General features: G+C 57.5%; 18 protein-coding genes and 1 tRNA gene. 8 read left to right on the top strand and 11 right to left on the bottom strand.

Annotation, left to right across the window (positions count from 1 at the left end):
• Positions 1–63: 63 nt before the first annotated feature.
• Both AC2FJW_RS12980 and AC2FJW_RS12975 read right to left on the bottom strand, forming a co-directional pair.
• Positions 64–1,317, bottom strand: coding sequence for an ABC transporter substrate-binding protein (locus tag AC2FJW_RS12980; protein WP_142636676.1), 1,254 nt, complete (start codon positions 1,315–1,317; stop codon positions 64–66).
• A 24-nt stretch (positions 1,318–1,341) separates the two neighbouring features.
• Positions 1,342–2,226, bottom strand: a complete 885-nt coding sequence (locus AC2FJW_RS12975) for an N-acetylmuramic acid 6-phosphate etherase (protein ID WP_496750264.1) — start codon at positions 2,224–2,226, stop codon at positions 1,342–1,344.
• A 171-nt stretch (positions 2,227–2,397) separates the two neighbouring features.
• On the opposite strand from AC2FJW_RS12975, the gene AC2FJW_RS12970 reads away from it, so the two are divergent.
• From AC2FJW_RS12970 to AC2FJW_RS12935, 8 genes are all read left to right on the top strand, one after another.
• Complete coding sequence (locus AC2FJW_RS12970) at positions 2,398–3,273, top strand: glucosamine kinase nucleotide-binding domain-containing protein (protein ID WP_496694746.1); 876 nt, start codon at positions 2,398–2,400, stop codon at positions 3,271–3,273.
• A complete protein-coding gene (locus AC2FJW_RS12965) occupies positions 3,260–4,009 on the top strand; it encodes a GntR family transcriptional regulator (protein WP_496694747.1) in 750 nt (249 codons plus the stop codon). Before AC2FJW_RS12970 ends, AC2FJW_RS12965 begins: the two co-directional genes overlap by 14 nt.
• Positions 4,010–4,028: 19 nt before the next feature.
• A complete protein-coding gene (locus tag AC2FJW_RS12960) occupies positions 4,029–5,057 on the top strand; it encodes an SIS domain-containing protein (protein WP_496694748.1) in 1,029 nt (342 codons plus the stop codon).
• Complete coding sequence (gene nagA, locus AC2FJW_RS12955; protein ID WP_496750263.1) at positions 5,054–6,190, top strand: N-acetylglucosamine-6-phosphate deacetylase; 1,137 nt, start codon at positions 5,054–5,056, stop codon at positions 6,188–6,190. Before AC2FJW_RS12960 ends, nagA begins: the two co-directional genes overlap by 4 nt.
• Before the next feature lie 138 nt (positions 6,191–6,328).
• Positions 6,329–6,403: transfer RNA gene (locus AC2FJW_RS12950), tRNA-Gly, on the top strand.
• Positions 6,404–6,530: 127 nt separating this feature from the next.
• Positions 6,531–8,351, top strand: coding sequence for an ABC transporter transmembrane domain-containing protein (locus AC2FJW_RS12945; RefSeq protein WP_496750262.1), 1,821 nt, complete (start codon positions 6,531–6,533; stop codon positions 8,349–8,351).
• Between the two features lie 151 nt (positions 8,352–8,502).
• Positions 8,503–10,392, top strand: coding sequence for an acyl-CoA synthetase (locus AC2FJW_RS12940; RefSeq protein WP_142636690.1), 1,890 nt, complete (start codon positions 8,503–8,505; stop codon positions 10,390–10,392).
• 13 nt (positions 10,393–10,405) lie between these two features.
• Positions 10,406–11,329 (top strand): alpha/beta hydrolase, encoded by a 924-nt coding sequence (locus AC2FJW_RS12935; RefSeq protein ID WP_496694752.1) that lies wholly within the window; start codon positions 10,406–10,408, stop codon positions 11,327–11,329.
• 4 nt (positions 11,330–11,333) lie between these two features.
• Here the strand turns inward: AC2FJW_RS12935 and AC2FJW_RS12930 are convergent, their stop codons facing one another.
• The 9 genes from AC2FJW_RS12930 to AC2FJW_RS12890 all read right to left on the bottom strand — a co-directional run bounded on the left by AC2FJW_RS12930 (position 11,334) and on the right by AC2FJW_RS12890 (position 21,716).
• Positions 11,334–12,170 carry an alkaline phosphatase family protein gene (locus AC2FJW_RS12930; RefSeq protein ID WP_496750261.1) on the bottom strand — a complete coding sequence of 279 codons (837 nt, stop codon included), beginning with the start codon at positions 12,168–12,170 and terminating at the stop codon, positions 11,334–11,336.
• 143 nt (positions 12,171–12,313) lie between these two features.
• On the bottom strand, positions 12,314–13,951 hold the full coding sequence (locus AC2FJW_RS12925; protein WP_496694753.1) for an ABC transporter ATP-binding protein: 1,638 nt from the start codon (positions 13,949–13,951) through the stop codon (positions 12,314–12,316).
• A complete protein-coding gene (locus tag AC2FJW_RS12920) occupies positions 13,948–14,763 on the bottom strand; it encodes an ABC transporter permease (protein WP_142636698.1) in 816 nt (271 codons plus the stop codon). The genes AC2FJW_RS12925 and AC2FJW_RS12920 overlap by 4 nt, the downstream gene beginning before the upstream one ends.
• Positions 14,763–15,719 (bottom strand): ABC transporter permease, encoded by a 957-nt coding sequence (locus AC2FJW_RS12915; RefSeq protein ID WP_142636701.1) that lies wholly within the window; start codon positions 15,717–15,719, stop codon positions 14,763–14,765. Before AC2FJW_RS12915 ends, AC2FJW_RS12920 begins: the two co-directional genes overlap by 1 nt.
• A 15-nt stretch (positions 15,720–15,734) precedes the next feature.
• On the bottom strand, positions 15,735–17,318 hold the full coding sequence (locus tag AC2FJW_RS12910; RefSeq protein WP_142636703.1) for an ABC transporter substrate-binding protein: 1,584 nt from the start codon (positions 17,316–17,318) through the stop codon (positions 15,735–15,737).
• A 125-nt stretch (positions 17,319–17,443) separates the two neighbouring features.
• Positions 17,444–19,435 carry a CocE/NonD family hydrolase gene (locus AC2FJW_RS12905; protein WP_496750260.1) on the bottom strand — a complete coding sequence of 664 codons (1,992 nt, stop codon included), beginning with the start codon at positions 19,433–19,435 and terminating at the stop codon, positions 17,444–17,446.
• Positions 19,436–19,486: 51 nt separating this feature from the next.
• Positions 19,487–20,590 (bottom strand): glycerate kinase type-2 family protein, encoded by a 1,104-nt coding sequence (locus AC2FJW_RS12900; RefSeq protein ID WP_496750259.1) that lies wholly within the window; start codon positions 20,588–20,590, stop codon positions 19,487–19,489.
• Positions 20,590–21,027: a D-aminoacyl-tRNA deacylase gene (dtd, locus tag AC2FJW_RS12895; RefSeq protein ID WP_496750258.1), complete on the bottom strand. Its 438-nt coding sequence runs from the start codon at positions 21,025–21,027 to the stop codon at positions 20,590–20,592. Before dtd ends, AC2FJW_RS12900 begins: the two co-directional genes overlap by 1 nt.
• A gap of 20 nt (positions 21,028–21,047) precedes the next feature.
• The gene (locus AC2FJW_RS12890; protein WP_496750257.1) at positions 21,048–21,716 is read right to left on the bottom strand and encodes a nitroreductase; all 669 of its coding nucleotides are present in this window, start codon (positions 21,714–21,716) and stop codon (positions 21,048–21,050) included.
• Between the last annotated feature and the right edge of the window lie 66 nt (positions 21,717–21,782).

Genomic DNA, 21,782 nt, shown 5'->3' with positions numbered 1-21,782 from the left:
GATTGCTTTCAAAGGGGTGTCGGAGTTACCCGGGCGGTCGGCACCGCCCGGGTATGGATCAGCTTACTGATGCGGAGCGTACCAGGAGGCCAGGCCTTCCTGCAGTTCGGCACCCAGTTCCTCGGGGGATTTTGCGCCTTTGATGGCGGCAACCGAAGCGCCCCAGGTATCGTTTTCTAGGTTCGGTGTGCCACGCGACAGGATTTGATAGGTCGAGCGGATGGTCGATTCACACTCTTCGCGCCAGCCTACGATTTCCTTGGCCAGCGGGTCCTGCAGCTCGACCGGAGTGTTCGAGAGCGGGAAGAAGCCAGGCAGGGCGTTGCCGAAGATTTCGGCGAATTCCGGGCTTGCGACCCAGGCCAGGAACGTCTCGGCAGCTTCGGGATTCGCGGTGGCCGCATTCATACCAATGCCAATGTCGGTGTGGTCCGAGATATAGCAGGTATCGCCCGCATTCTGGACTGGCGGCTTAAAGGCGCCCATTTCGAAATCGGCCTGCGCATTGAAGCCCGAAATTTCCCAGGATCCCGCAGGGTAGACGGCTGCGCGACCCAGGGTAAAGATGTTCTGGCTGTCGGGATAGGTCTGCGCCTCATATCCGTCACCCAGATAAGCGCCCCAACGGGCCAGGGTGGCATAGGGGGCGGTCCAGGCTTCATCGGTCAGCTTTTGCTCGCCTGCGATCAGCGCCTGGCGGCCCTCTTCGCCTTTCCAATAGTTCGGGCCGATGTTGTTATAGCCCATAGTGGCGGCTTCCCACTGGTCGTTGGTGCCCATCGCCATCGGGATATACGTGCCGTCTTCCTTGATCTTGTCGAGGGCGGCAAAGAACTCGTCCTCGGTTGTGGGAACTTCGATGCCCAGTTCGGCAAACGCGTCCTTGTTGTAGATGAACCCGTGGATCACCGATGCCATGGGAACGCAGAAGCTGGCCGAGCCGTCATCCGTCTGCCAGGCCGATTTGGCCACATCCGAGAAGTTGCCCATCGCTTCGACACCCGACAGGTCGCTCAGGTGGCCGGCCTCATAGAGGGCCAGTGATGCATCGAAAGGACGGCAGGTGATCAGATCGCCAGCCGAGCCCGCATCCAGTTTCGAGTTCAGGACAGCGTTGTATTCTGCCGGGGCCGAGGGTGTGAATTGCACTTTGATGCCGGGGTGTTTGGCCTCAAACGCAGGGATGATCTGGTCCTGCCATAGCGTCAGGTCGTCATTTCGCCAGCTTTCGATGGTCAGGGTCACATCTTCCGCATAGGCAGCCGACGCCATCAGCGTCGTGCCCAGCAGAGCAAGTTTCAAGCTATTCTTGGTCATCCATATTCTCCCGATTGATGGTTATTATTCTATGGCCAGTGCGGCCGTTAGGATTCCGTCTGATGTTCGTAGGCGTTCGGTGGCTTCGGATGCCGAAACACCTTTTGCGGCGACAAGCACGGCGGGCTTCACATCACCGCGCGTTGCTTCCAGTGCGCGCTTTGCAGCGCCTGTGTCCACCTCGGCAATGCGGGTGACGATTCCGGCCGCGCGGGCGCGCAGTTTGTCATTGTCCGCGCGCAGGTTGACCATCATGCCGCCATGTACGTGGCCAAGGTCCAGCGCCATCAGCGACGACAGCATATTCAAGGCGATCTTTTGTGCCGTTCCCGCGCCCATCCGAGTTGATCCAGAGATCAGTTCGGGCGGTGTGGCAAGCAGGATCGGGATGTTGGCATGTATCAGCAGGGGGCTGTTGGCGTTATTGGCGATGCCGATCAAGGTCGCGCCGTTTGCGCGGGCGATGCCTGCCGCTGTCATCGTGTAAGGTGTGGATCCGCTGGCGGATACGGCAATTACCGTATCGCGGGCTGTTAACGCGTTCAGCGCCTCACGCAGGTCTCCGTCAGCATCTTCGGAGTCGCCAGGCATCTCAACACCCGTCGGAAGGCCGCCAGCCATGTGAATCCGCAACTGGTCTGGCGTGATTGAGAAGGTTCCGCCCAGCTCTTGCGCGTCAGCTGCAGCCATCAGTCCGGAGGATCCCGCCGCAACATAGTGCAACATGCCGCCCGAACGCAGAGTCACAGCCATCGCTGCAGCACCCGAGGCGATGGCCTCTAGGGCCGGGCGCACTGCTGCCGCCGCTGCGATCTGACCCTCGGCCAGCAGCAAGGCTGACCCCGTCAGGTCATCGCGACAAAGGCTGGCGGCATTATGATGCAGTTGTTCGGTCGACGGCAGCGTCAAGAGAATCCCCTCCCAGGTTTCCTGATTACAATACCTATTTAATACCACCTGTCCAACATTTTATTTTCAGTGAAGGTTTTGTGCGGTTTTTATAGGAAAAATTGCAATATTTGCGAGCTATGCCAAAATCTAGGCTTTTCTAAATCAAATAGGTATTGTATTGGTATTGTCATGATTGAGTCCCTGCATAATGCTGTATTGGCCGTTGATGGCGGTGGAACGCGCTGTCGTGTGGCCTGTGAAGTTGCTGGAATCGCTCACAGCGTTGAAGTTGGCGCTGCAAACGTCTCGACTGATTTTCAGGCTGGCGTTTCACAGATAAAGCTGGGGTTAGACCGGCTGTCTGGCAAGCTTGGCATCGGGGTTGAGGGCTTGTTGGCAAGTCCTGCCTTTGTTGGTTTGGCTGGGGTCACGGATCAGGCGATCGCAACTCGTTTGAGGGATGCGCTTGGTCTAAAGCACGCCCGGATAGAGGATGATCGTCCCGCAGCCTTGCGCGGGGCGCTGGGTGCGCAGGACGGGCTGATTGCCCATTGTGGTACAGGCTCATTTCTGGCCAGACAAACTGGTAGAGACATGCGCTTTGCCGGTGGCTGGGGCTCGGTCTTGGGGGATGAAGCCTCGGCCCAGTGGGTTGGAAGGATGGCATTGTCCTTGGCATTGCGTGCGTTTGATGGAACGCAGGCCCGTTCGGACCTTTTGACCACTTTGCTGTCCGAGCATGACGGACCTGCCGGGATCGTTCGCTTTGCGGGGGCTGCAGACCCTGCGCAGTTTGGTGCGATTGCACCAAAAGTGACCATGGCTGCCCAAGATGACGACGTGGTTGCGCAACAAATCATGCGGGCAGGTGCTGCCTATCTGGCGGATACTGCCACGCATTTGGGGTGGAGCCCGGGAACCGCGCTGTGCCTGACGGGCGGTATTGGTGGTCAATACGCGTCGTATCTGCCCGAAAACATGCAATCCGACCTGCGCGCGCCGTTAGGAGAACCGCTCGACGGGGCGCTCGCCTTGGCAAAGGAGGTCGAACATGAGCATTGCTGATTTTCTGCGTTCGGATTCCTGGCTGACCGCTGATAATGGGCCGAGATATGTCCAACTGCGGCGAAGGCTGCAGGAGGGCATTGATACGGGTGTTCTGCCCCCCAAATCGTCGCTTCCGTCCGAGAGAGAACTTGTCGAGATCACGGACCTTTCGCGCGTCACCGTGCGAAAGGCGATTCAAGAGCTTGTCCAGGAGGGCGTGATCGAACAGCGTCAGGGCTCGGGCTCGTTCATCCGCGAGCGCATGCCACGGGTCGAACAATCGCTGACACATCTGACTTCGTTCACCGAAGACATGTCCAGCCGTGGAATGAAAACCGCGTCGAAATGGCTGGAGCGGGGGGTCTTTGCGCCGACCCAAGAAGAGATTTCCGCCTTGAGCTTGTCCGAGGGTGAGCAAATCTCTCGTATCTACCGATTGCGCGAAGCCGATGGCCGTCCACTGGCGCTGGAAAAAGCGGCGCTACCTTTGGATATCCTGCCGAACCCGATCGAGGTGACCACCTCTCTGTACGAGGTCTTGGATCGGTTGGGCCGCCGTCCTGTTCGGGCGGTTCAGAAGATCTCGGCCCTGAATTTGGCCGCGCGTGAGGCTGAACTGCTTGATGTTCCCGAGGGAGCCGCCGGGCTGAATATTGAACGTGTTTCTTTTCTCAGAAACGGACGCGTCGCCGAACTGACACGCTCGCTTTATCGCGGCGATGCGTATGATTTTGTCGCTGAATTGCGGTTGTAACCTGAAAGGACGGAACTTGATGTCCGTAGAACTCTCGAAGATGCGTCAGGAAATTCTGGAAATTCCTGATGCCGTAGACCGATTGCTAAGCAATGGGGCTGACAATATCCGCCACGCTGCCCAGTTGGCGCGCGACGCAGACCCGCGTTTTCTGGTCTCGGTGGCGCGAGGATCTTCGGATCACGCCTGCACCTATCTGAAATATGCATGCGAACTGTTGCTGAATCTTCCTGTTGCCTCGGTCGGGCCCTCGGTCAACTCGATCTATGGTGCCGAGCTGCGGGCGCAGGGTGCGTTGAGTATATCGGTGTCGCAATCTGGTCAAAGCCCGGACATCGTTGGCATGACGCGCGCGCTGAAACGATCTGGTGCCGTGACGGTCGCCATTACGAACAATACGGAATCCCACCTGGCAGATGCCACGGACGCCGTCCTGTCTCTTCATGCGGGACCGGAATTGAGTGTGGCAGCAACTAAGACCTTTGTGACGTCTCTGGTGGCGGGGCTGTGGTTGCTGGCGGAAATCGCGGATGAGGCAGAACTGAAGCAGGCCATATGGTCACTGCCCGGGTATCTTGGGAAGGCTGCCCAATGCGACTGGACCCCGGCCGCCAATGCGATTTCCGGCCGGTCCCTGTTTACCTTGGGTCGCGGTCCATCGCTGGCGATCTCGAATGAAGCGGCGCTGAAAATCAAAGAGACCTGCCAGATCCACGCCGAGAGCTATTCGACTGCCGAAGTTCTGCACGGGCCGGTCTCAATCGTTGAAGAAGGGTTTCCAACCATTGTGTTCGCCGCCGGTGATGCCGCTGAACAAACAACGGCAGAAGCGGCTGATGCGTTGGCGGCAAAAGGGGCTACCGTTTTTGCCGCAACCTCGGCGGTGAAACGGGCGCAGCCTCTGCCGGTCGTCAGAACGGACCATTGGCTGACCGATCCCATCAGCACCATCACATCGTTCTACAGCATGGTTGAATCGGTCGCCTGCAATCGCGGAATTGACCCTGATGCCCCGCGTCACCTTAAGAAAGTTACGGAAACTGTATGACCTCTGAGACGGTTGTATTCAGAAACGGCGCCTATTTCGACGGCACACACCTGCTGGAGGGGCAGGCGGTTGTGTTTCGCCAAGGTAATTTGTCCGAGATCACCCCGGCAGACGGAACCAAAATCGCCGGGCAGCAGGTCGATCTGAACGGTGATATTCTCTGCCCCGGATTTGTGGACCTACAGGTCAATGGCGGCGGAAGTGTTATGTTCAACGATGACCCTTCTGTCGAGACTATCCAGCGCATTTCTCAAGCGCATAGAAAGCTTGGCGTCGCATCCTTTTTGCCCACCCTGATTACCGACACTGCGGCCAAGACCCAGCAGGCAATAGAGGCCGCGATCAAGGCTGTGGATGTCGGTGTTCCCGGTGTCGCTGGACTGCATCTGGAGGGACCGCATCTTTCGTTGGCGCGAAAAGGGGCGCATGACGCCGCGCTGATCCGCCCGATGGATGAAGAGGATCTGACCACCCTGATAGCCGCGGCCAGCCGATTGCCTTGCCTTAAAGTAACCCTGGCGCCAGAAGCTGTGTCTGAGCGACAGGTTACCTCTTTGGCTGAGGCCGGAATTCTGGTGTCTCTGGGTCATAGCGATGCGGATTTTGCGACCTGTCAACGTTATGCTGCGGCGGGCGCGCGCTGTGTCACACATCTGTTCAACGCCATGAGCCAGCTTGGAAACCGCGAGCCTGGTCTTGTGGGGGCGGCGCTGTCCAATGCGGGTTTGTCTGCGGGTCTGATTGCCGACAGTATACACGTACACCCTGAGGTCATGCGGGCGGCATGGGCGGCAAAGACCGGCCCGGCCCGGATATTTCTGGTCAGCGATGCCATGGCTGTTGCCGGAACAGAGGATGCCGAATTCAACCTTGAAGGGCGCCGTATTACCAGAACGGATGGCCGCCTGACGCTTGAAAATGGAACGCTGGCAGGGGCTGACCTGGATCTGACGACGGCTGTTCGCATACTTGTTAAAAATGTCGGTGTCCCGCTGAAGGATGCGCTGAGCGCCGCAACGACCTATCCTGCGAAGTTGATTGGTTTGGACGAATCTTCCAGTAAGAATCTGGCATCCATGATCCGTATTTCGGCGGATCTTGAATCTTGCGAATGGGCGAATGCCGCGCGTTGAATAAGCCGCGCGCTGCCGAAGCGACCCCTGGATTACCGATGCGCCGGGGTCCGTCCCCGGGTGTCATATGATTTTGAATTTCACGTGCGAACTGTGCTTGACGACACCTTGGGCATGGCATAAACCAGCCACCGCTGAGCGGGCGTCGTATACTGGCTATTACCTCAGCCTTCCAAGCTGATGAAGCGGGTTCGATTCCCGCCGCCCGCTCCAAATCAGCCCCAAAAGTCTGCGTCAAATAGCCTTTCGTTTGGGCCATTCGGCTGCACCGCTTGACCCGGCGGGTTGTAGACGCCAAGAAGCGGGATACCGGAATTCGAACACGAAGTAAGGGCCTGACATGGCAAAACCCGTCTCAGCCAGTCCAGCAGCAAAACCCGCACCCGGTGCGGCTGAAGAACGGGCCAGGTCCAGGAAGATCGGTGTTCTGGCTTCGCTCTGGCCATTCATGAAGCCTTATCGTTTGCAAATGATTGGGGCCTCTTTGGCCTTGGTTCTGACCGCGAGCATGACGCTGACATTGCCTTTGGCTGTCCGCCGTGTGGTCGACAACTTTCGGATCGAAGACGGAGAGCTACTGGATTGGTACTTTCTGGCGGCGCTGGGCATAGCCGCGATTCTGGCCGTCGGAACCGGCATCCGCTACGCGCTTGTTACGCGCCTGGGTGAACGCGTTGTCGCCGATATCCGCAAAGCCGTTTTTGATCGCGTCATCGGGATGAGCCCCGAATTCTATGAACGTATCATGACGGGTGAGGTGCTGAGCCGGATCACCACCGACACCACGCTGATTCAATCCGTGCTGGGCTCGTCAGTCTCGATCGCTCTACGCAATATGTTGATGTTTCTGGGCGGGCTTGTGCTGATGCTGCTGACCTCGGCCAAGCTGACCGGGATGGTCTTGCTGCTGATTCCGCTGGTTGTGGTTCCGATACTGGTATTGGGGCGGCGCCTGCGGGTTATTAGCCGGGAAAACCAAGACTGGATCGCAGCCTCATCGGGCAACGCCGGTGAAGCGCTGAGCGCAGTTCAAACCGTTCAGGCCTTTACCCATGAGCAGGCCAGCCGAACTCAATTCGGTGAGATGACCGAAACGTCCTATACTGTCTCGCTGCGCCGAATTCAGACCCGGGCCGTGCTGACCGTCATCGTTATATTCCTGGTGTTTTCCGGAATCGTGGGCGTGTTGTGGATGGGGGCGAATGATGTCCGCAACGGTGTCATGACCGAGGGCGTTCTGATCCAGTTCGTGATCTATTCGATCATCATGGCCGGTTCGGTTGCGGCCCTGTCCGAAATCTGGAGCGAATTGCAGCGTGCGGCCGGTGCGACCGAGCGGTTGGTCGAGCTGTTGAATGCTCAGGACACCGTGAACGATCCCGGCCAGGCGCAAGCTTTCCCCGCGCCCGTGCGCGGCGAGATTCAGTTCGACGATGTAACTTTCCGCTACCCGTCGCGTCCGGATGTCGTGGCGTTGAATGAACTGTCGCTGACAGTCAACCCCGGGGAAACCGTCGCATTTGTCGGCCCCTCGGGGGCTGGAAAAACAACCGTGATCCAGATGATTCAGCGATTCTATGATCCTGACTCGGGACGCGTTTGTTTGGATGGCATTAACCTGCGAGATTTGGATCGTTCCAATTTCCGCCGTCATATGGCACTTGTACCTCAGGATCCCACGATATTTGCAGCATCGGCGCGCGAAAATATCCGATTTGGGCGGCTCGATGCGACGGATGCCGAGGTTGAAGACGCAGCCCGCGCAGCTGCGGCCCACGAATTCATCTCGACGCTGCCCGAAGGCTATGACAGCTTTGTAGGAGAGCGAGGCGTCATGCTGTCCGGGGGACAAAAACAGCGGATCGCCATCGCCCGCGCCATTCTGCGCGATGCTCCGATCCTGTTGTTGGATGAGGCGACATCGGCATTGGACGCTGAAAGCGAGCGCGCTGTGCAAGGGGCTGTTGACAGATTGCGTGCAGGGCGGACGACGCTGATTGTTGCGCACAGATTGGCAACCGTGAAAAAAGCCGACCGCATCATCGTCCTGGAGAACGGGCAGATCGTTGCGCAGGGAACGCATGACGATCTGGTATCGCAGGATGGGCTGTACGCGCGTTTGGCACGGTTGCAATTTACCGATGGTGTTGCAGCAGAGTAACCTGATGGCGAGATATTTTGTTTTGCGCCCCAGCGTCATTCTACATTCTGGGTTGTTCTGCCGTTAAGCCCTTACTTGCACATGAGCGGGTTTTACTTTCATCCTAGATGAGAGCCTGCGCGTGACGCAGTAAAAGTACAGGGAGGAACTAATGGCATTCGCGGGATTAGACGATAAGGCAAGAATAGAAAATGAAATGCCGTGGGAGGATCGAGACGTACCGGTAACCTTTCATCAGTTACTTTCTCGAACGGCGGCCAAGTTCCCCGACCACAAGGCCATTAGCTTTCAGCTGTTTTCCGGCCCAACCGATAAGGCCGAGACACTGACGTGGTCTGATCTGCTGGGTAAGGTCAATCAGGCCGCCAATCTTTTCAGATCCCTGGGTATCGGTGAAAACGATGTGGTGGCCTATGTGCTGCCCAACTGCAACGAAACTCTGGTGACCCTTATGGGAGGGGCCGTCGCAGGGATCGTGAACCCGATCAACCCGTTGTTGGAGCCCGAGCAAATCGCAGCAATTTTGCGCGAGACGAAAGCCAAGGTTGTTGTGACGCTAAAGTCATTTCCCAAAGCCGATGTTGCACAGAAGGTGGAAGAGGCCGTACGCCACGCGCCCGGTGTGAACACAATTCTGGAAATCGACCTGAATCGCTATCTGACGCCTCCGAAATCGTGGATCGTCCCCCTTGTGCGTCCCAAAATGGGCGACAAGGCTAAATTGGCTCATGCGGACTATTTGAATTTCAGTAAAGAGCTGGCGAAACAGCCCAAGACACTGACATTCGAAGACAGTAAATCAGACCGTGTTGCGTGCTATTTCCATACTGGTGGTACAACCGGCATGCCCAAGGTTGCACAACACAAATATTCCGGCCTGATCTATAATGGATGGTGTGGTGGCACCTTGTTGTTCGACGAAAACGATGTGGTCATGTGCCCACTGCCCATGTTCCACGTCTTTGCTGTGCATGTGATCGTCATGGCTGCGGTGAGTTCGGGTGCGCATGTGGTCTTCCCGACGCCTCAAGGATACCGCGGGGATGGCGTTTTCGACAATTTCTGGAAACTGATCGAGCGTTGGAAGGTCAGCTTTATCATCACGGTTCCGACAGCGATCTCTGCCAAAATGCAGCGCCCTGTCGACGCCGATATCTCGTCAGTGAAAACGGCCTTCTCAGGCTCGGCTCCTTTGCCGGTTGAACTGTTCCGTCGCTTTGAAGAGGCCACCGGCGTCACAATAGTCGAAGGCTATGGCCTGACCGAAGCCACCTGCCTTGTGTCGTGCAACCCGGTGGATGGCGAAAAGAAGATCGGTTCGATTGGCGTTCCGTTCCCTTATACGGATGTGAAAATCCTGCAGGATGGGCCCGACGGTCCGACCGAATGTGGCACTGATCAGATTGGTGAGATCTGTATCTCGAACCCCGGCGTATTTGCGGGCAACACGTATACAGAGGTCGAAAAGAACGTGGGCCTGTTCCACTATGACAAATATCTGCGCACCGGTGATTTGGGCCGGTTTGACGATGATGGCTATTTGTGGATCACCGGTCGTGCCAAGGATTTGATCATTCGCGGCGGGCACAATATCGACCCGGCCGAGATCGAAGAGGCGCTGTTGGGGCATGAGGCCGTGGCATTTGCCGGTGCGATCGGTCAACCAGACGCCCATGCGGGCGAAGTGCCCTGTGCCTTTGTCGAACTGGTCTCTGGGGCCAGTGTGACAGAGCAGGAGCTGATGGAATACTGCAGGGTTCACGTTCACGAGCGTGCCGCGCAACCTAAGCACATGACCATTCTGGACGAACTGCCCAAGACGGCAGTGGGTAAAGTCTTTAAGCCCGAGCTACGTAAGCAGGCGATCACACGCATCTACAATGGTGCGCTTGAAGACGCAGGCGTTGCTGCGCGTGTGGTTTCGGTTCTGGATGATAAAAAGCGCGGACTTGTCGCGCAGCTTGACGCCAACGGTTCCTCGGACGACGATGTCAGCAAAGTGCTGGGATCGTTCACCCGGCCATGGGAGTGGGCTGCCTGATCGCGGAGGGGCTATGGACTATGAACGTCTGATTGATGAAGAAACCTGGGCGTTCATAAGACGAACGGCTGAAAGCTATCCTGATGACGCGGTCGAATTGTCGATCGAAGATCAGCGCGGCGTCTATGACGTAATGTGCAAGGATTTTCGCCAGCCTCGCCCAATGGGTGTTGAAACAGAAGACAGGCGCGCCGATGGCGTGCCTGTTCGCATTTACACCGCAGGCAATCCAAGCCGGACGGTGATCTATTTCCACGGAGGCGGGTTTGTCGTCGGCGGACTGGACAGTCACGACGATGTCTGTGCCGAACTTTGTGCACAAACTGGGTATCGGGTGATTGCCGTGGATTACCGCCTGAGCCCCGAACATATTCATCCTGCCCAGTTTCACGATAGCTGGGCGGCAACCAACTGGGCGGTGCAAGAGTTCCAGGACCCTTTCGTTCTGGCGGGCGACAGCGCGGGTGGAAATCTGGCCGCCGCAGTTTCACAGCACGGACGGACGCAGTTCGACAATCTTCTTGGTCAGGTCCTCATCTATCCAGGCTTGGGCGGAGATTCATCCCGTGGTTCCTATAAGGAACATGCCCATGCGCCTTTGCTGACGCTGGAGGATGTAAGTTTTTACGAGAAGATGCGCTGTGGTGGAGATGTGCCGGAAAACGACCCGACATTCGCTCCATTGCATGACACGGATTTCTCGGGGCTGCCCCCAACCGTGGTGGTAACTGCAGATTGTGATCCCTTACGTGATGATGGTGCGATCTATTGCGAGCAGATCAGGGCTGCAGGTGGGCAAGCTCATTGCATCAATGAACCCGGCCTTGTGCACGGCTATCTGCGGGCGCGCACCATGGTCAAACGTGCGGCGGACAGCTTCGAGAGGATCTCGGTGGCGATAGAGGCGTTGGGCCAGCAGATCTGGCCCTACGACTGATCCCCTACTTCAAGAAGGGCTGACCCTTCATGGTTTCGGCAACCGGGGCACCCAAACGGTCCAGAATCGTGGGCGCCAGCTGTAGCTGGTCGATCACAGCGTCCGCATCGGGGCCTTCGGCGTCACCGAAGTAATACAGCGCGGTTTCCTGCTGCAATGCGCCACGCCCACCGTGATGGCCACGATCGTCCTGGCCGTGATCTGCGGTGACGATGACGTCGTAACCCAACTGCCGCCAGCGCGGGATAAACGGGGCCAGCATTTCGTCCATCACGAAACAGGCATGGTCCATCTCTTCACATTCATGAAAGAACCTATGACCCATGCTGTCCAAAGTGCTGGTATGCAGCAATCCATAGTCCAAGCCATGGCGTAGGCAGAGATTTGTCAGCGTCGCGAACAGATCGACGTCACAGGGCGTCATCTGGTTGGCTTTGCCATAGCCTGTCATCGTGTGGAAGCGACCATGATTGATCGTTTTGCTGTTGGGCTCGTCATATTCAACATCGCGGACATAGTCGAATGGATGGCGATTAAAGAATTGCGACCAGAAGCTGTGGGCCACAGCCCCAGTCACGCCGCCGGCTTCGCGCACTTGGCTGAAGATGTCCTTCTGACTCAGGCGGAACACGTTGCCATTGCCGGTACAGCCATGCTCCTGCGGTGTAACACCGGTATGGATCGAGGCATAGCAGCTTGCCGAGATTGACGGCAGCACAGCGCGCTTCTTCCAAACGCGCGCCTCGCCGGTGTCGACCCAGCCTTCCAGATTGCCGAACAAACGACGGAAATTGCGCCATGGAACACCGTCCAGAATGATGAGGAGAAGTTTGCGGTCCATGCTCTGACCCTTTTTCAGATTGCTTCAGCCGACCCTAAAAGATTCGGTGCGGTCTGGCTGCCTGATCCCGCCCCGAATGGCAAAATCCCGACACCTTAATCGAATGGCGCCGGGATTTCATAAACTTACGGGAAAGGCCAGGATCAGTTCCCGGCGCTTTCCATTTTGCGGTGGGCGACGACCTCTTCCAGCCAGCCCAGATGCATTTCGGGGACAGAGCTGAGCAGTAGGTCGGTATAGTCATCAAACGGTGGGCTCAGCACCTGCGACTTGGGGCCGTAGCGGACGACTCGGCCCTGATACATCACCGCAATACTGTCGCTGATCGCGCGCACTGTTGCCAGATCGTGGGTGATGAACAGATAGGCCACATCCTCGATCTTTTGCAGGTCCAGCAGCAGTTTGAGGATACCATCCGCGACTAGCGGATCCAGCGCCGAGGTGACCTCGTCACAGATGATCATCTTGGGCTTGGCCGCCAATGAACGCGCAATGCAAACACGCTGTTTCTGGCCGCCAGACAGTTCCGCCGGATAGCGGTCCATGTATTTTTCGCCCAGCTCGATCTCATCCAGCAGTTCCACGATCCGCTTGCGTTTTTCCGCGCCGCGCATACCGAAGTAGAACTCCAGCGGGCGCCCGATGATAGTGCCGACGGTCTGACGCGGGTTCATCGCCACATCTGCCATCTGATAGATCATCTGCAACTCACGCAGGTCTTCTCGGCTGCGGCCCTTCAGATCGCCACTGAGCTTGCGTCCGGCGAAATTGATCTCGCCATCGCGCGGTGGAAGCAGCCCGGTGATCACCCGTGCCAGCGTGGACTTGCCGGAACCGGATTCGCCCACAACCGCTAATGTTTGGCCTGGATGGAGCTCGACATTGACGTTGTGCAGCACGTCGAAATTCAGCCCCTTATAGCGCGCAGTGATCCCGTCAACTGTCAGCACTGGTTCGGATGTTGGCTTCTTTTCTTCATGTTCGATGGAGCGGACCGAGACCAGCGCCTTGGTATACTCTTCCTGCGGGTTGTTGATGATCTGATCGGTGTTGCCGTACTCGACCGTGTTACCCATGCGCAGAACCATGATGTCGTCGCTGACTTGCGCAACGACTGCCAGATCGTGGGTGATATAGAGCGCGGCAACGCCGGTATCACGAATGGCTTCCTTAATGGCCATCAGAACATCGATCTGGGTGGTCACATCCAGCGCAGTTGTCGGTTCGTCGAACACCACCAGATCAGGCTCAGGACAAAGCGCCAGTGCTGTCATACACCGCTGTAGCTGACCGCCCGAAACTTGGTGCGGATAGCGATCACCAATATTGTCCGGATCGGGAAGCCCCAGCTTGTCGAATAGTTCCCGCGCGCGGGCTTCGGCCTCTTTACGCGAGAACTTCTTGTGCTCCACGGCGGCTTCGATCACCTGATCCATGATCTTCTTGGCTGGGTTGAACGATGCTGCGGCGGATTGCGAAACATATGCTACCTCGCCTCCGCGCAGATTACGGATATCGCTATGCGGGGTTTTCAGGATATCGCGCCCGTTAACCCAAACCTCTCCGCCGGTGAGTTCAACACCACCACGGCCATAGGCCATTGAGGCCAGACCAATGGTGGATTTACCGGCCCCGGATTCACCGATCAGCCCCAACACCTTGCCGCGTTCAAGGTCAAAGCTGACCCCGTGCACGATTTCGATATCATGGGGTTTTTCACCCGGCGGATAGACGGTCGCGCCGATTTTGAGGTCGCGGACCTTGAGAAGGGTATCACTCATCCCCGGCCTCCTTTCAGCGATGTGGTACGGTTCAGGACCCAGTCAGCAACAAGGTTGACCGAGATGGCGAGGGTCGCGATGGCAACAGCCGGATATAGCGCCGCGCCGATGCCATAGACGATACCGTCTTTGTTTTCCTTCACGATTCCACCCCAATCCGCCAGCGGCGGTTGGACGCCCAGACCCAGGAACGAGAGGGTCGAGATAAACAGAACCATAAAGATGAACCGTAATCCGAACTCGGCCACCAGAGGCGACAGAGCATTGGGCAGGATTTCCCGGAAGATGATCCAGATACGACCCTCACCGCGCAGCTTGGCAGCCTCAACATAGTCCATCACATTGATATCCACAGCGACAGATCGCGACAGGCGATAGGGGCGCGTTGCGTCCAAAAGGCCCATCACCAGGATCAGGATCGGGACAGTCACCGGGACAATCGCCAGAATGACCAGCGCCAGAATCAGTGTCGGGATCGACATGACCAGGTCAACCGCTCGGCTGAGGACCTGATCGGCCCAGCCACCAAGAACAGCGGCCAGCAAGCCCAGCGTGGTGCCGGTGGCAAAGCTGAGGATCGTGGCAGCAGCAGCGATAAAGATGGTCGTGCGCCCGCCATAGATCATGCGAGTTAGCAGATCGCGCCCGATATTGTCCGTACCCAACAGGTGTTTGGCACTAGACGGTTCCCAGACATCACCGACCACCTCGGCCATGCCGTAAGGAGCGATCAGAGGTGCGGCGAGCGCCACGAAAAAGTACAGCCCGGTGAAAAACAGACCGATCATGGCCGAAATAGGAAGATTCTTCATCATTTCGGGTGCCTCAGTCTTGGATTGGCAAGGATGGACACGATATCGGCAACCATGTTCAGCCCGATATAGACCGCAGCGAAGACAACGCCGCAGGCCAGAACCACAGGCACGTCACGCTTGGTCACCGAGTCCACAAGATATTGCCCCATGCCAGGGTAAACGAACACCACTTCGACCACGACGACGCCCACGACCAGATAGGCCAGGTTCAGCATCACAACGTTGACAATGGGCGAAATCGCGTTGGGGAAGGCATGTCGTGCGATGACCTGAAAACTGGACAAACCTTTCAGCTCAGCCGTTTCGATATAGGCCGACTGCATCAGGTTTAGGATTGCGGCGCGGGTCATCCGCATCATCTGTGCCAATACCACCAGCGTCAGCACAAAGGCCGGCAAGGCGATTGCATAGAGCTTTTCGCCGAAGGACATCGAATCGTTGATCATCGCAAGCGAGGAAAACCAGCCCAGTTTTACGGAAACGAAATAGATAATCACGTAGCCGATCAGGAATTCGGGGATCGAAACCGTGGTCAAGGTCACAGCCGAGATCAATTTGTCCGGCATACGATTGCGATAACGGACGGCCAACAAGCCAAGGAAGATAGCGAGTGGTACGGAGACGACGGCGGCGGCACAAGCCAGGAACAGCGTGTTGCCCAGGCGCTTGCCGATGCTTTCAGCGATATCCAGTTTGTTGGTCATCGATTGGCCCAGATCGCCTTGAACGATCCCGCCCAGCCATTCGGCGTATCGGGTCAGGGCAGGGCGGTTCAGCCCCATTTCCTCACGTAAGTTAGCAAGAGCCTCAGGAGTTGCGGACTGTCCCAGGACGGCTTGCGCGGCGTCTCCGGGCAGGGCTTCGGTCAGGCCAAAAATCAGAGCCGAAGCGCCAAACAGCAATAGGAGTCCCAGCGCAAGGCGCTGGGAAACCAATTTGATGATAGGATGCATGATCCGTGGTCCTTATCAGGAGAACCACATCTTGCGGGACATGTTGCCGTTCATCATCTCTTGGGTCGGGTCGCTTTCCCAACCTTCCAGCTGATTGCTGACACCTTCGACGAAATCATTGAACATCGGGCAGATTACGCCGCCTTCGTCGCGGACCATCATGCCCATCTGTTTGTAGATGTCCTTGCGCTTGTCATTGTCCAGCTCGGCGCGGGCTGCAAACAGCATCTCGTCAAAGGCCGGAACCTTGAACCGCGTGTCGTTCCAGTCTGCGGTCGACAGATACGCGGTCGAATACATCTGGTCCTGCACCGGACGGCCACCCCAGTACGAGGCGCAGAACGGCTGTACGTTCCAAACCTCGGACCAGTAACCATCGTTGGGTTCACGCTTGATTTCCAGCGGGATACCAGCCTGAGCCGCGGTCTGCTGGAACAGGGCGGCGGCGTCCACCGCACCAGGGAAGGCGCCATCAGCGACCTGCAGAATGATTGGTGAGCCGTCATGACCCGACTTCTTGTAATGCTCAGCTGCTTTTTCGATGCTGAATTCACGCTGCGGGATCGAACCGTCAAACAGCGGGTAGGCCGCGTTGATCGGCATGTCATTCCCAATCGAGCCATAGCCACGCAGAACCTTGTCGACCAGATCCTGACGGTTAATCGCGTGTTTCAGGGCCAAACGCAGTTCATTGTTATCAAACGGTGCCGTGTCGCAATGCATGATAAACACATAGTGGCCACGGCCTGCGGTTGAATGCACAGTCAGGTTCGGTGCGCGACCCAGCAGATCAGCAATCTTGGGCTCAACCCGGTTGATCGCGTGGACCTGACCGGATTGCAGCGCGGCGGTCCGGGCGGTTGCGTCATTGATAACAACCACTTCGACGCTGTCGAAATTGCCATAATCGCTCCAGTGGTTGGCGAACTTTTTGAACACGTGGCGGACGCCGGGTTCGTTGACTTCCACTTGGTAAGGGCCGGTGCCAACCCCTGCGCCAGGATCTTCCATGCCGCCATCCGGCTGGATGATCAGATGATAGTCTGCCATCAGATAGGGCAGGTCGGCATTTGGTTCATTCAGCGTAACCTGGAAATTGTCGCCATCAGCCTTCATCGATTCGATGCCGCGCATGATTCCCAGAGCACCAGATTGGGAATCCTCGTTCGAGTGACGCTCCATGGTTTTCAGCACGTCTTCGCTGGTCATGGTCTTGCCGTTGTGGAATTCCACGCCCTGACGCAGTTTGAAGGTCCAGACCCTGGCATCCGCGCTGCCTTCGACGCTTTCTGCAAGGCGCGGTTCGATCGATCCATCGGGCGCAACCTCGACCAGTTGGTCGCCGAACTGCTTGCCGTTCTGGAACGGAACCGAGCTGGCATAGGTGGCCGGGTCAAGCGAGTTGGTGGATTCCCCGCCCTGCAGGCCAAATTTCAGATCACCGCCCTTTTTCGGGCCAGCCGCGCGTGCAGCATCGGCAAACATTGTGCTGGCCATCGCAGCAGACACACCAAGTGCTGCAGCTTTCCCCATAAATTCGCGGCGGGTCAGCTTGCCAGCTGTAACCTGCTTGGCCATGTGAGTGATTTGTTCGTTCATTCAGATATCTCCCAGTGATTTATCTCGTCAGCCCCTGACGGGTTTTTTTATTGACGCGCCAGTCAAGTTAGGCGCAATTCGGTTGGTCGAGCAAGAAAAAAGTCCGGCTCAGACCTGCTTGAATTTCACATATGATTACGCGGTACGGTATCCTCCTTAGTCTTTGAAAATACCAAACTGCCGTTTTCAAATGCCTTGAGTTCAGCACAGAGGTAGAAGTTTCCGGCGTCTGACCACATTTCGCAAGATGTTTCTGTACGCAGCTCTGTGCCGTCACGGATTATCTCTTGTGTCCAATGGCAATATCCGCGCGCAGATAACGGGTCATCAGGGCGAATCGACCAACGTTCAAAGGCTGTTCCGCCATGTGTCAGGCCGTGGTGGTTGTCTGTAACAAGGCCAAAGTCATCTTCTATAATCAGATGAGTTTCCCCCGAGTTCATGTCAGTTTCGACCTGTCGAGAGTTCCGGCTGTCTCGGACATTCGAGATGTCGTGTGCGGCCTCGGCATCCGGGGGAGGGAATACATATGCCTCGCTCGCCGCGTGACGGATGGGCAGCTTGATTTGGCCCTCGGTCAGATGCAGTTCTGCAGACTCGGGTGAAGGCCAGATCAGCGGCCAATAGGCGCTGGATACCGCAATCCGCAAGCGGTGTCCCCTTGGCACCCGATATGCGATATGGTCCAGATCCAGCGTGACCTCGTAAACCTTGCCGGGGACCAATTCGGTCGGTTGCGAATGGGTATCGCGATGGCACAGGTTAAGGACACCGTATGTTATGCGTGTTGTTGCCCCATCGGGATGGACGTGATTCAAGCGCACGGCCATCTGGGCATGGGGACGGTCGGCACTGATGTGCAGGCATATTTGCGGCGCGCCCACGATGTTCAAATCATTGGCCAGTGGGGCGCTGTCGAAGCAGGCCGAAAATGCATCATCCACACGCTGATCGCCCGGCATATCCGGCCCCAACCAGATGGCGCAGTATTCTCCGCCTTCCATCCCGCAGGTCTGGGGGGATCGGATGCACATGTCCAGCGGTCCGGGTTGGTCCAGCCCAGCATTAGAGATATTCAGAGTTTGAATAGGAAGATGCGAGGTCGCGCCTTTATCCTCGGTTATCCAGCAACCGGGCCGTTCCTTGTACCAGCGCTGGGGGCGTACCCCATCCATAAGATAGGCGCGATAGTCGGGTTCCTGGTCGACGCCAGTATCCTGGCCTTTCAACCAATGGTCCCACCAACGCAGGGCCTCTTGCAGAAATCCGATTCGGGGCTCGGGAACAGCAAAATGCGGATACTTGTGAACCCAAGGTCCGACGATCCCCTTGGCCGGAGAATCAAGCTGTTCAACCAATAAAGGCACCGTATTCTTATAGGCGTCACCCCAGCCGCCAACAGCCAAAGTCGCCGCCCGGATAGCGCTGAAATCCTCGCAGACTGACCCGTGACGCCAATAGTCATCTCGCGTCTGATGGCGCAACCAGACAGAGGGCAGAAAGGGCTCGTTCTCAAGGCGGTCCAGCCACAGCTCGCGCCAGTTCGGACGCAGGGCCGGATCGGGAGCGCGCGATGAATAAGACCACATGGTCGCACCCCAGCCGAGATTTTCGTTCAGCAGGCAGCCACCCTTGTAGTGGATGTCGTCCGCATACCGGTCGGCGGTCGAGCACAGCGTGATAATCGCCTTCAGCGCCTCTGGCTGTAGTGCCGCCACCTGCAAAGCATTGAAACCGCCCCAACTGATCCCCATCATTCCTACAGAACCAGAGCACCACGGTTGCTGCGCCAGCCACTCGATAGTTGCAACTGCATCGTCCAGTTCCTGCTGGGTATACTCATCCTCCATCAGCCCTTCGCTGTCACCATTGCCGCGCATGTCCACGCGGATGCAGGCATAGCCGCGCTTGGCAAACCATGGATGGGTCAGGGCGTCTCGTGTCGCAGTGCCGTCGCGTTTGCGATAGGGCAGGAACTCTAGAATGGCAGGTACAGGGTGGCTTTCTGCATTCGACGGCTTCCATATCCGGGCTGAAAGCCGGCACCCATCCGGCATGTGAATGCCGATATCTGGCAGGTCTTCGATGTCGAGTAGCGAATTGTCGGCTGGATTCATTCGGTCAGTCTCGGGGCCAAAAGGGTTTTGGTGCAGGTGAAAATCGTCAAATCAGCTTCGGATTGCGACAATAAGGTCCATTACGTTGGTACCGGTCGGTCCGGTGACGAAAAGAGCATTTACGCGTTCCAGATAGCTGCCGCTGTCAGCATCCCGCAGCGCCTTTTCCGCACCATCGCCCCAGGTGGTCCCGTCAACAATCGCCCCCGCGGCCTGGGTCGGCCCGTCGGTGCCGTCGGTGCCCCCGACAAGCAGCGTCAGCCCAGCAATACCCGCGATTTCTCTGGCCAACGCTAAAGCGAGGGCCTGATTGCGCCCACCCTTGCCTGGATTTCTGGGCAGCACGACAGTTGGCTCTCCACCGAAAACCATGACGCCTTCGGGCATATTGCGCAGCTGTGGCCCCAAACGGGCTGCTATGCTTTTCAGGTCATCGTGCAGGCATTCCTCATTCGCTAAAACGGGTGCGCCCTCGGCCATGGCCTGTCGGACGGCGGCAGCACGGGCATGCTTGTTCGATGCAACGATGCGAGCAACTCCCTGAAAATCGCGCGGCTCAGGAAGTGCGCCAATGCCCGATCCGATAACGTTCAGGTCATCGCCGGGCACATCGGAAATCGCCAGAACAGTCGCCTTCGCTCCTTTGAACTGGGCCAACAGGCCAGACCCTTTGATTTGGGACAGTTTGCGCCGTTCGGCGTTCATTTCAGAGATATTCAACCCTTCCGACAGCAGTTTTCGGTTCAACTGCTCCAGATTCGCCAGCGTTTTGCCGGGTACAAGGTCCTCAGCCAAAGACGAGGCCCCGCCCGAAGCCAGCAGCAGCAAATGCGAAGATGATCCCATCGACTGGACCATCTCACGCAGTGCGCGGCCCGCTTGCAGACTGCGGATATCAGGAACGGGATGAGAGGCCTCGATCACCCTGACATGGTCAGGCAGGGCGTCCCCGTGGCCATCCTTGGTGACAACCAAAGCGGGGAGGGGGCCGAAATGGTCCAGCGTTGCGCGGGTCATCGCCGCCGCAGCTTTGCCGACAGCTAAAATTTGGTCGGGCGCCTCGATATCATTCAGCGCCGTTAACGTCGCCGCATATCCACTAACCGCGTCAACCCCGGCCTGCCATATTCGGGTTGCCTTTTGCCTTTGCTCCATCAGCTTTCGACCCAGATCGTGACCGGGCCGTCATTGACCAGTTCGACGGCCATATCCGCCCCGAATTGACCGGTTTCGACAGGGACGCCAAGACCACTTAGCCGATGCGCGAAAACCTCATACAAGCGTTTTCCAACCTCTGGCGGTGCCGCTTCAGAAAACCCCGGGCGGTTCCCGCGCGAGGTATCAGCGGCAAGTGTGAACTGGCTGATTACTAGGGTCGAGCCGCCCATATCCAGAACCGACCTGTTCATCTTGCCGGCCTCATCCTTGAATATCCGCAGCTTCGAGACCTTGGCAGCAAGCTGTTCGGCCTTTTGGTCGTCGTCTCCTTGCATCGCGCAAACCAGTATCAGCAGGCCCGGACCGGTTTGTCCGATCACCGTACCCTCGACCGAGACTTTTGCCAGCGAGACCCTCTGCAACAGCGCACGCATTTGGTTCCTCCATTTGATGGTCAGTCGACCCACTCGACAAACGCGTCGGGCGCGGCGCGACTGGTTCTGAACCCGTTGGCCGGGTGGTCTTTGTCTGCATAGCCGAAAGAGATCGCACATAGGATCAGACGGTCATCCGGGATTTTGAAATATCGGTGCAGAAAAGGGCCATAGCTGGCCACTGCGGCCTGCGGAATTGTCGCTATGCCCAGAGCCTGCGCCGCCAGCGTGAAGGCCGTAACAAAGCCACCACAATCCATGGCGCCATAAGCGCCGAGTTCCGTTGGGCTGGATATGATTGCACAATGGGGCGCTCCGAAAAGGGCGAAATTCTCCATCATCTGCCGGGTGGACCCGGCGCGATCTCCGCGTTCAACGCCAACGGCTTCGTAAAGGGCCCAGCCGCATTCACGGCGGCGTTCCTGGTAGATGCCCGAATAGGAGGCAGGAAAGGGCAGGTCCGGGGATGGCGTGTCCGCGATTACCTCATCCTGCAGTGCCTTCCGAAACTTATCGGTCTCTGGCCCGCTGGTGATGGTTACGTTCCAGGGCTGCGCATTGCACCAGCTTGGAACGCGGGCTGCGCTGGTCAGGATCTGATTAATCTGATCCTTTGGCACCGGGTCAGAAAGGAAGGCGCGGCAGGAATGCCGTTGATCCAGTAGATTGTTCAGAGCGGATAGTGTCACACAGGCCTCCCCATCGGCGTTGACAGGGCGCAGGATGAGGTCAGACTGGCGGATGTTCAAGTGCTG

Source organism: Ruegeria sp. CDSA020 (genome assembly GCF_059612345.1).
Note: the sequence above shows the minus strand (reverse complement) of the source record. Positions and strands in the feature narration are given on the sequence as shown.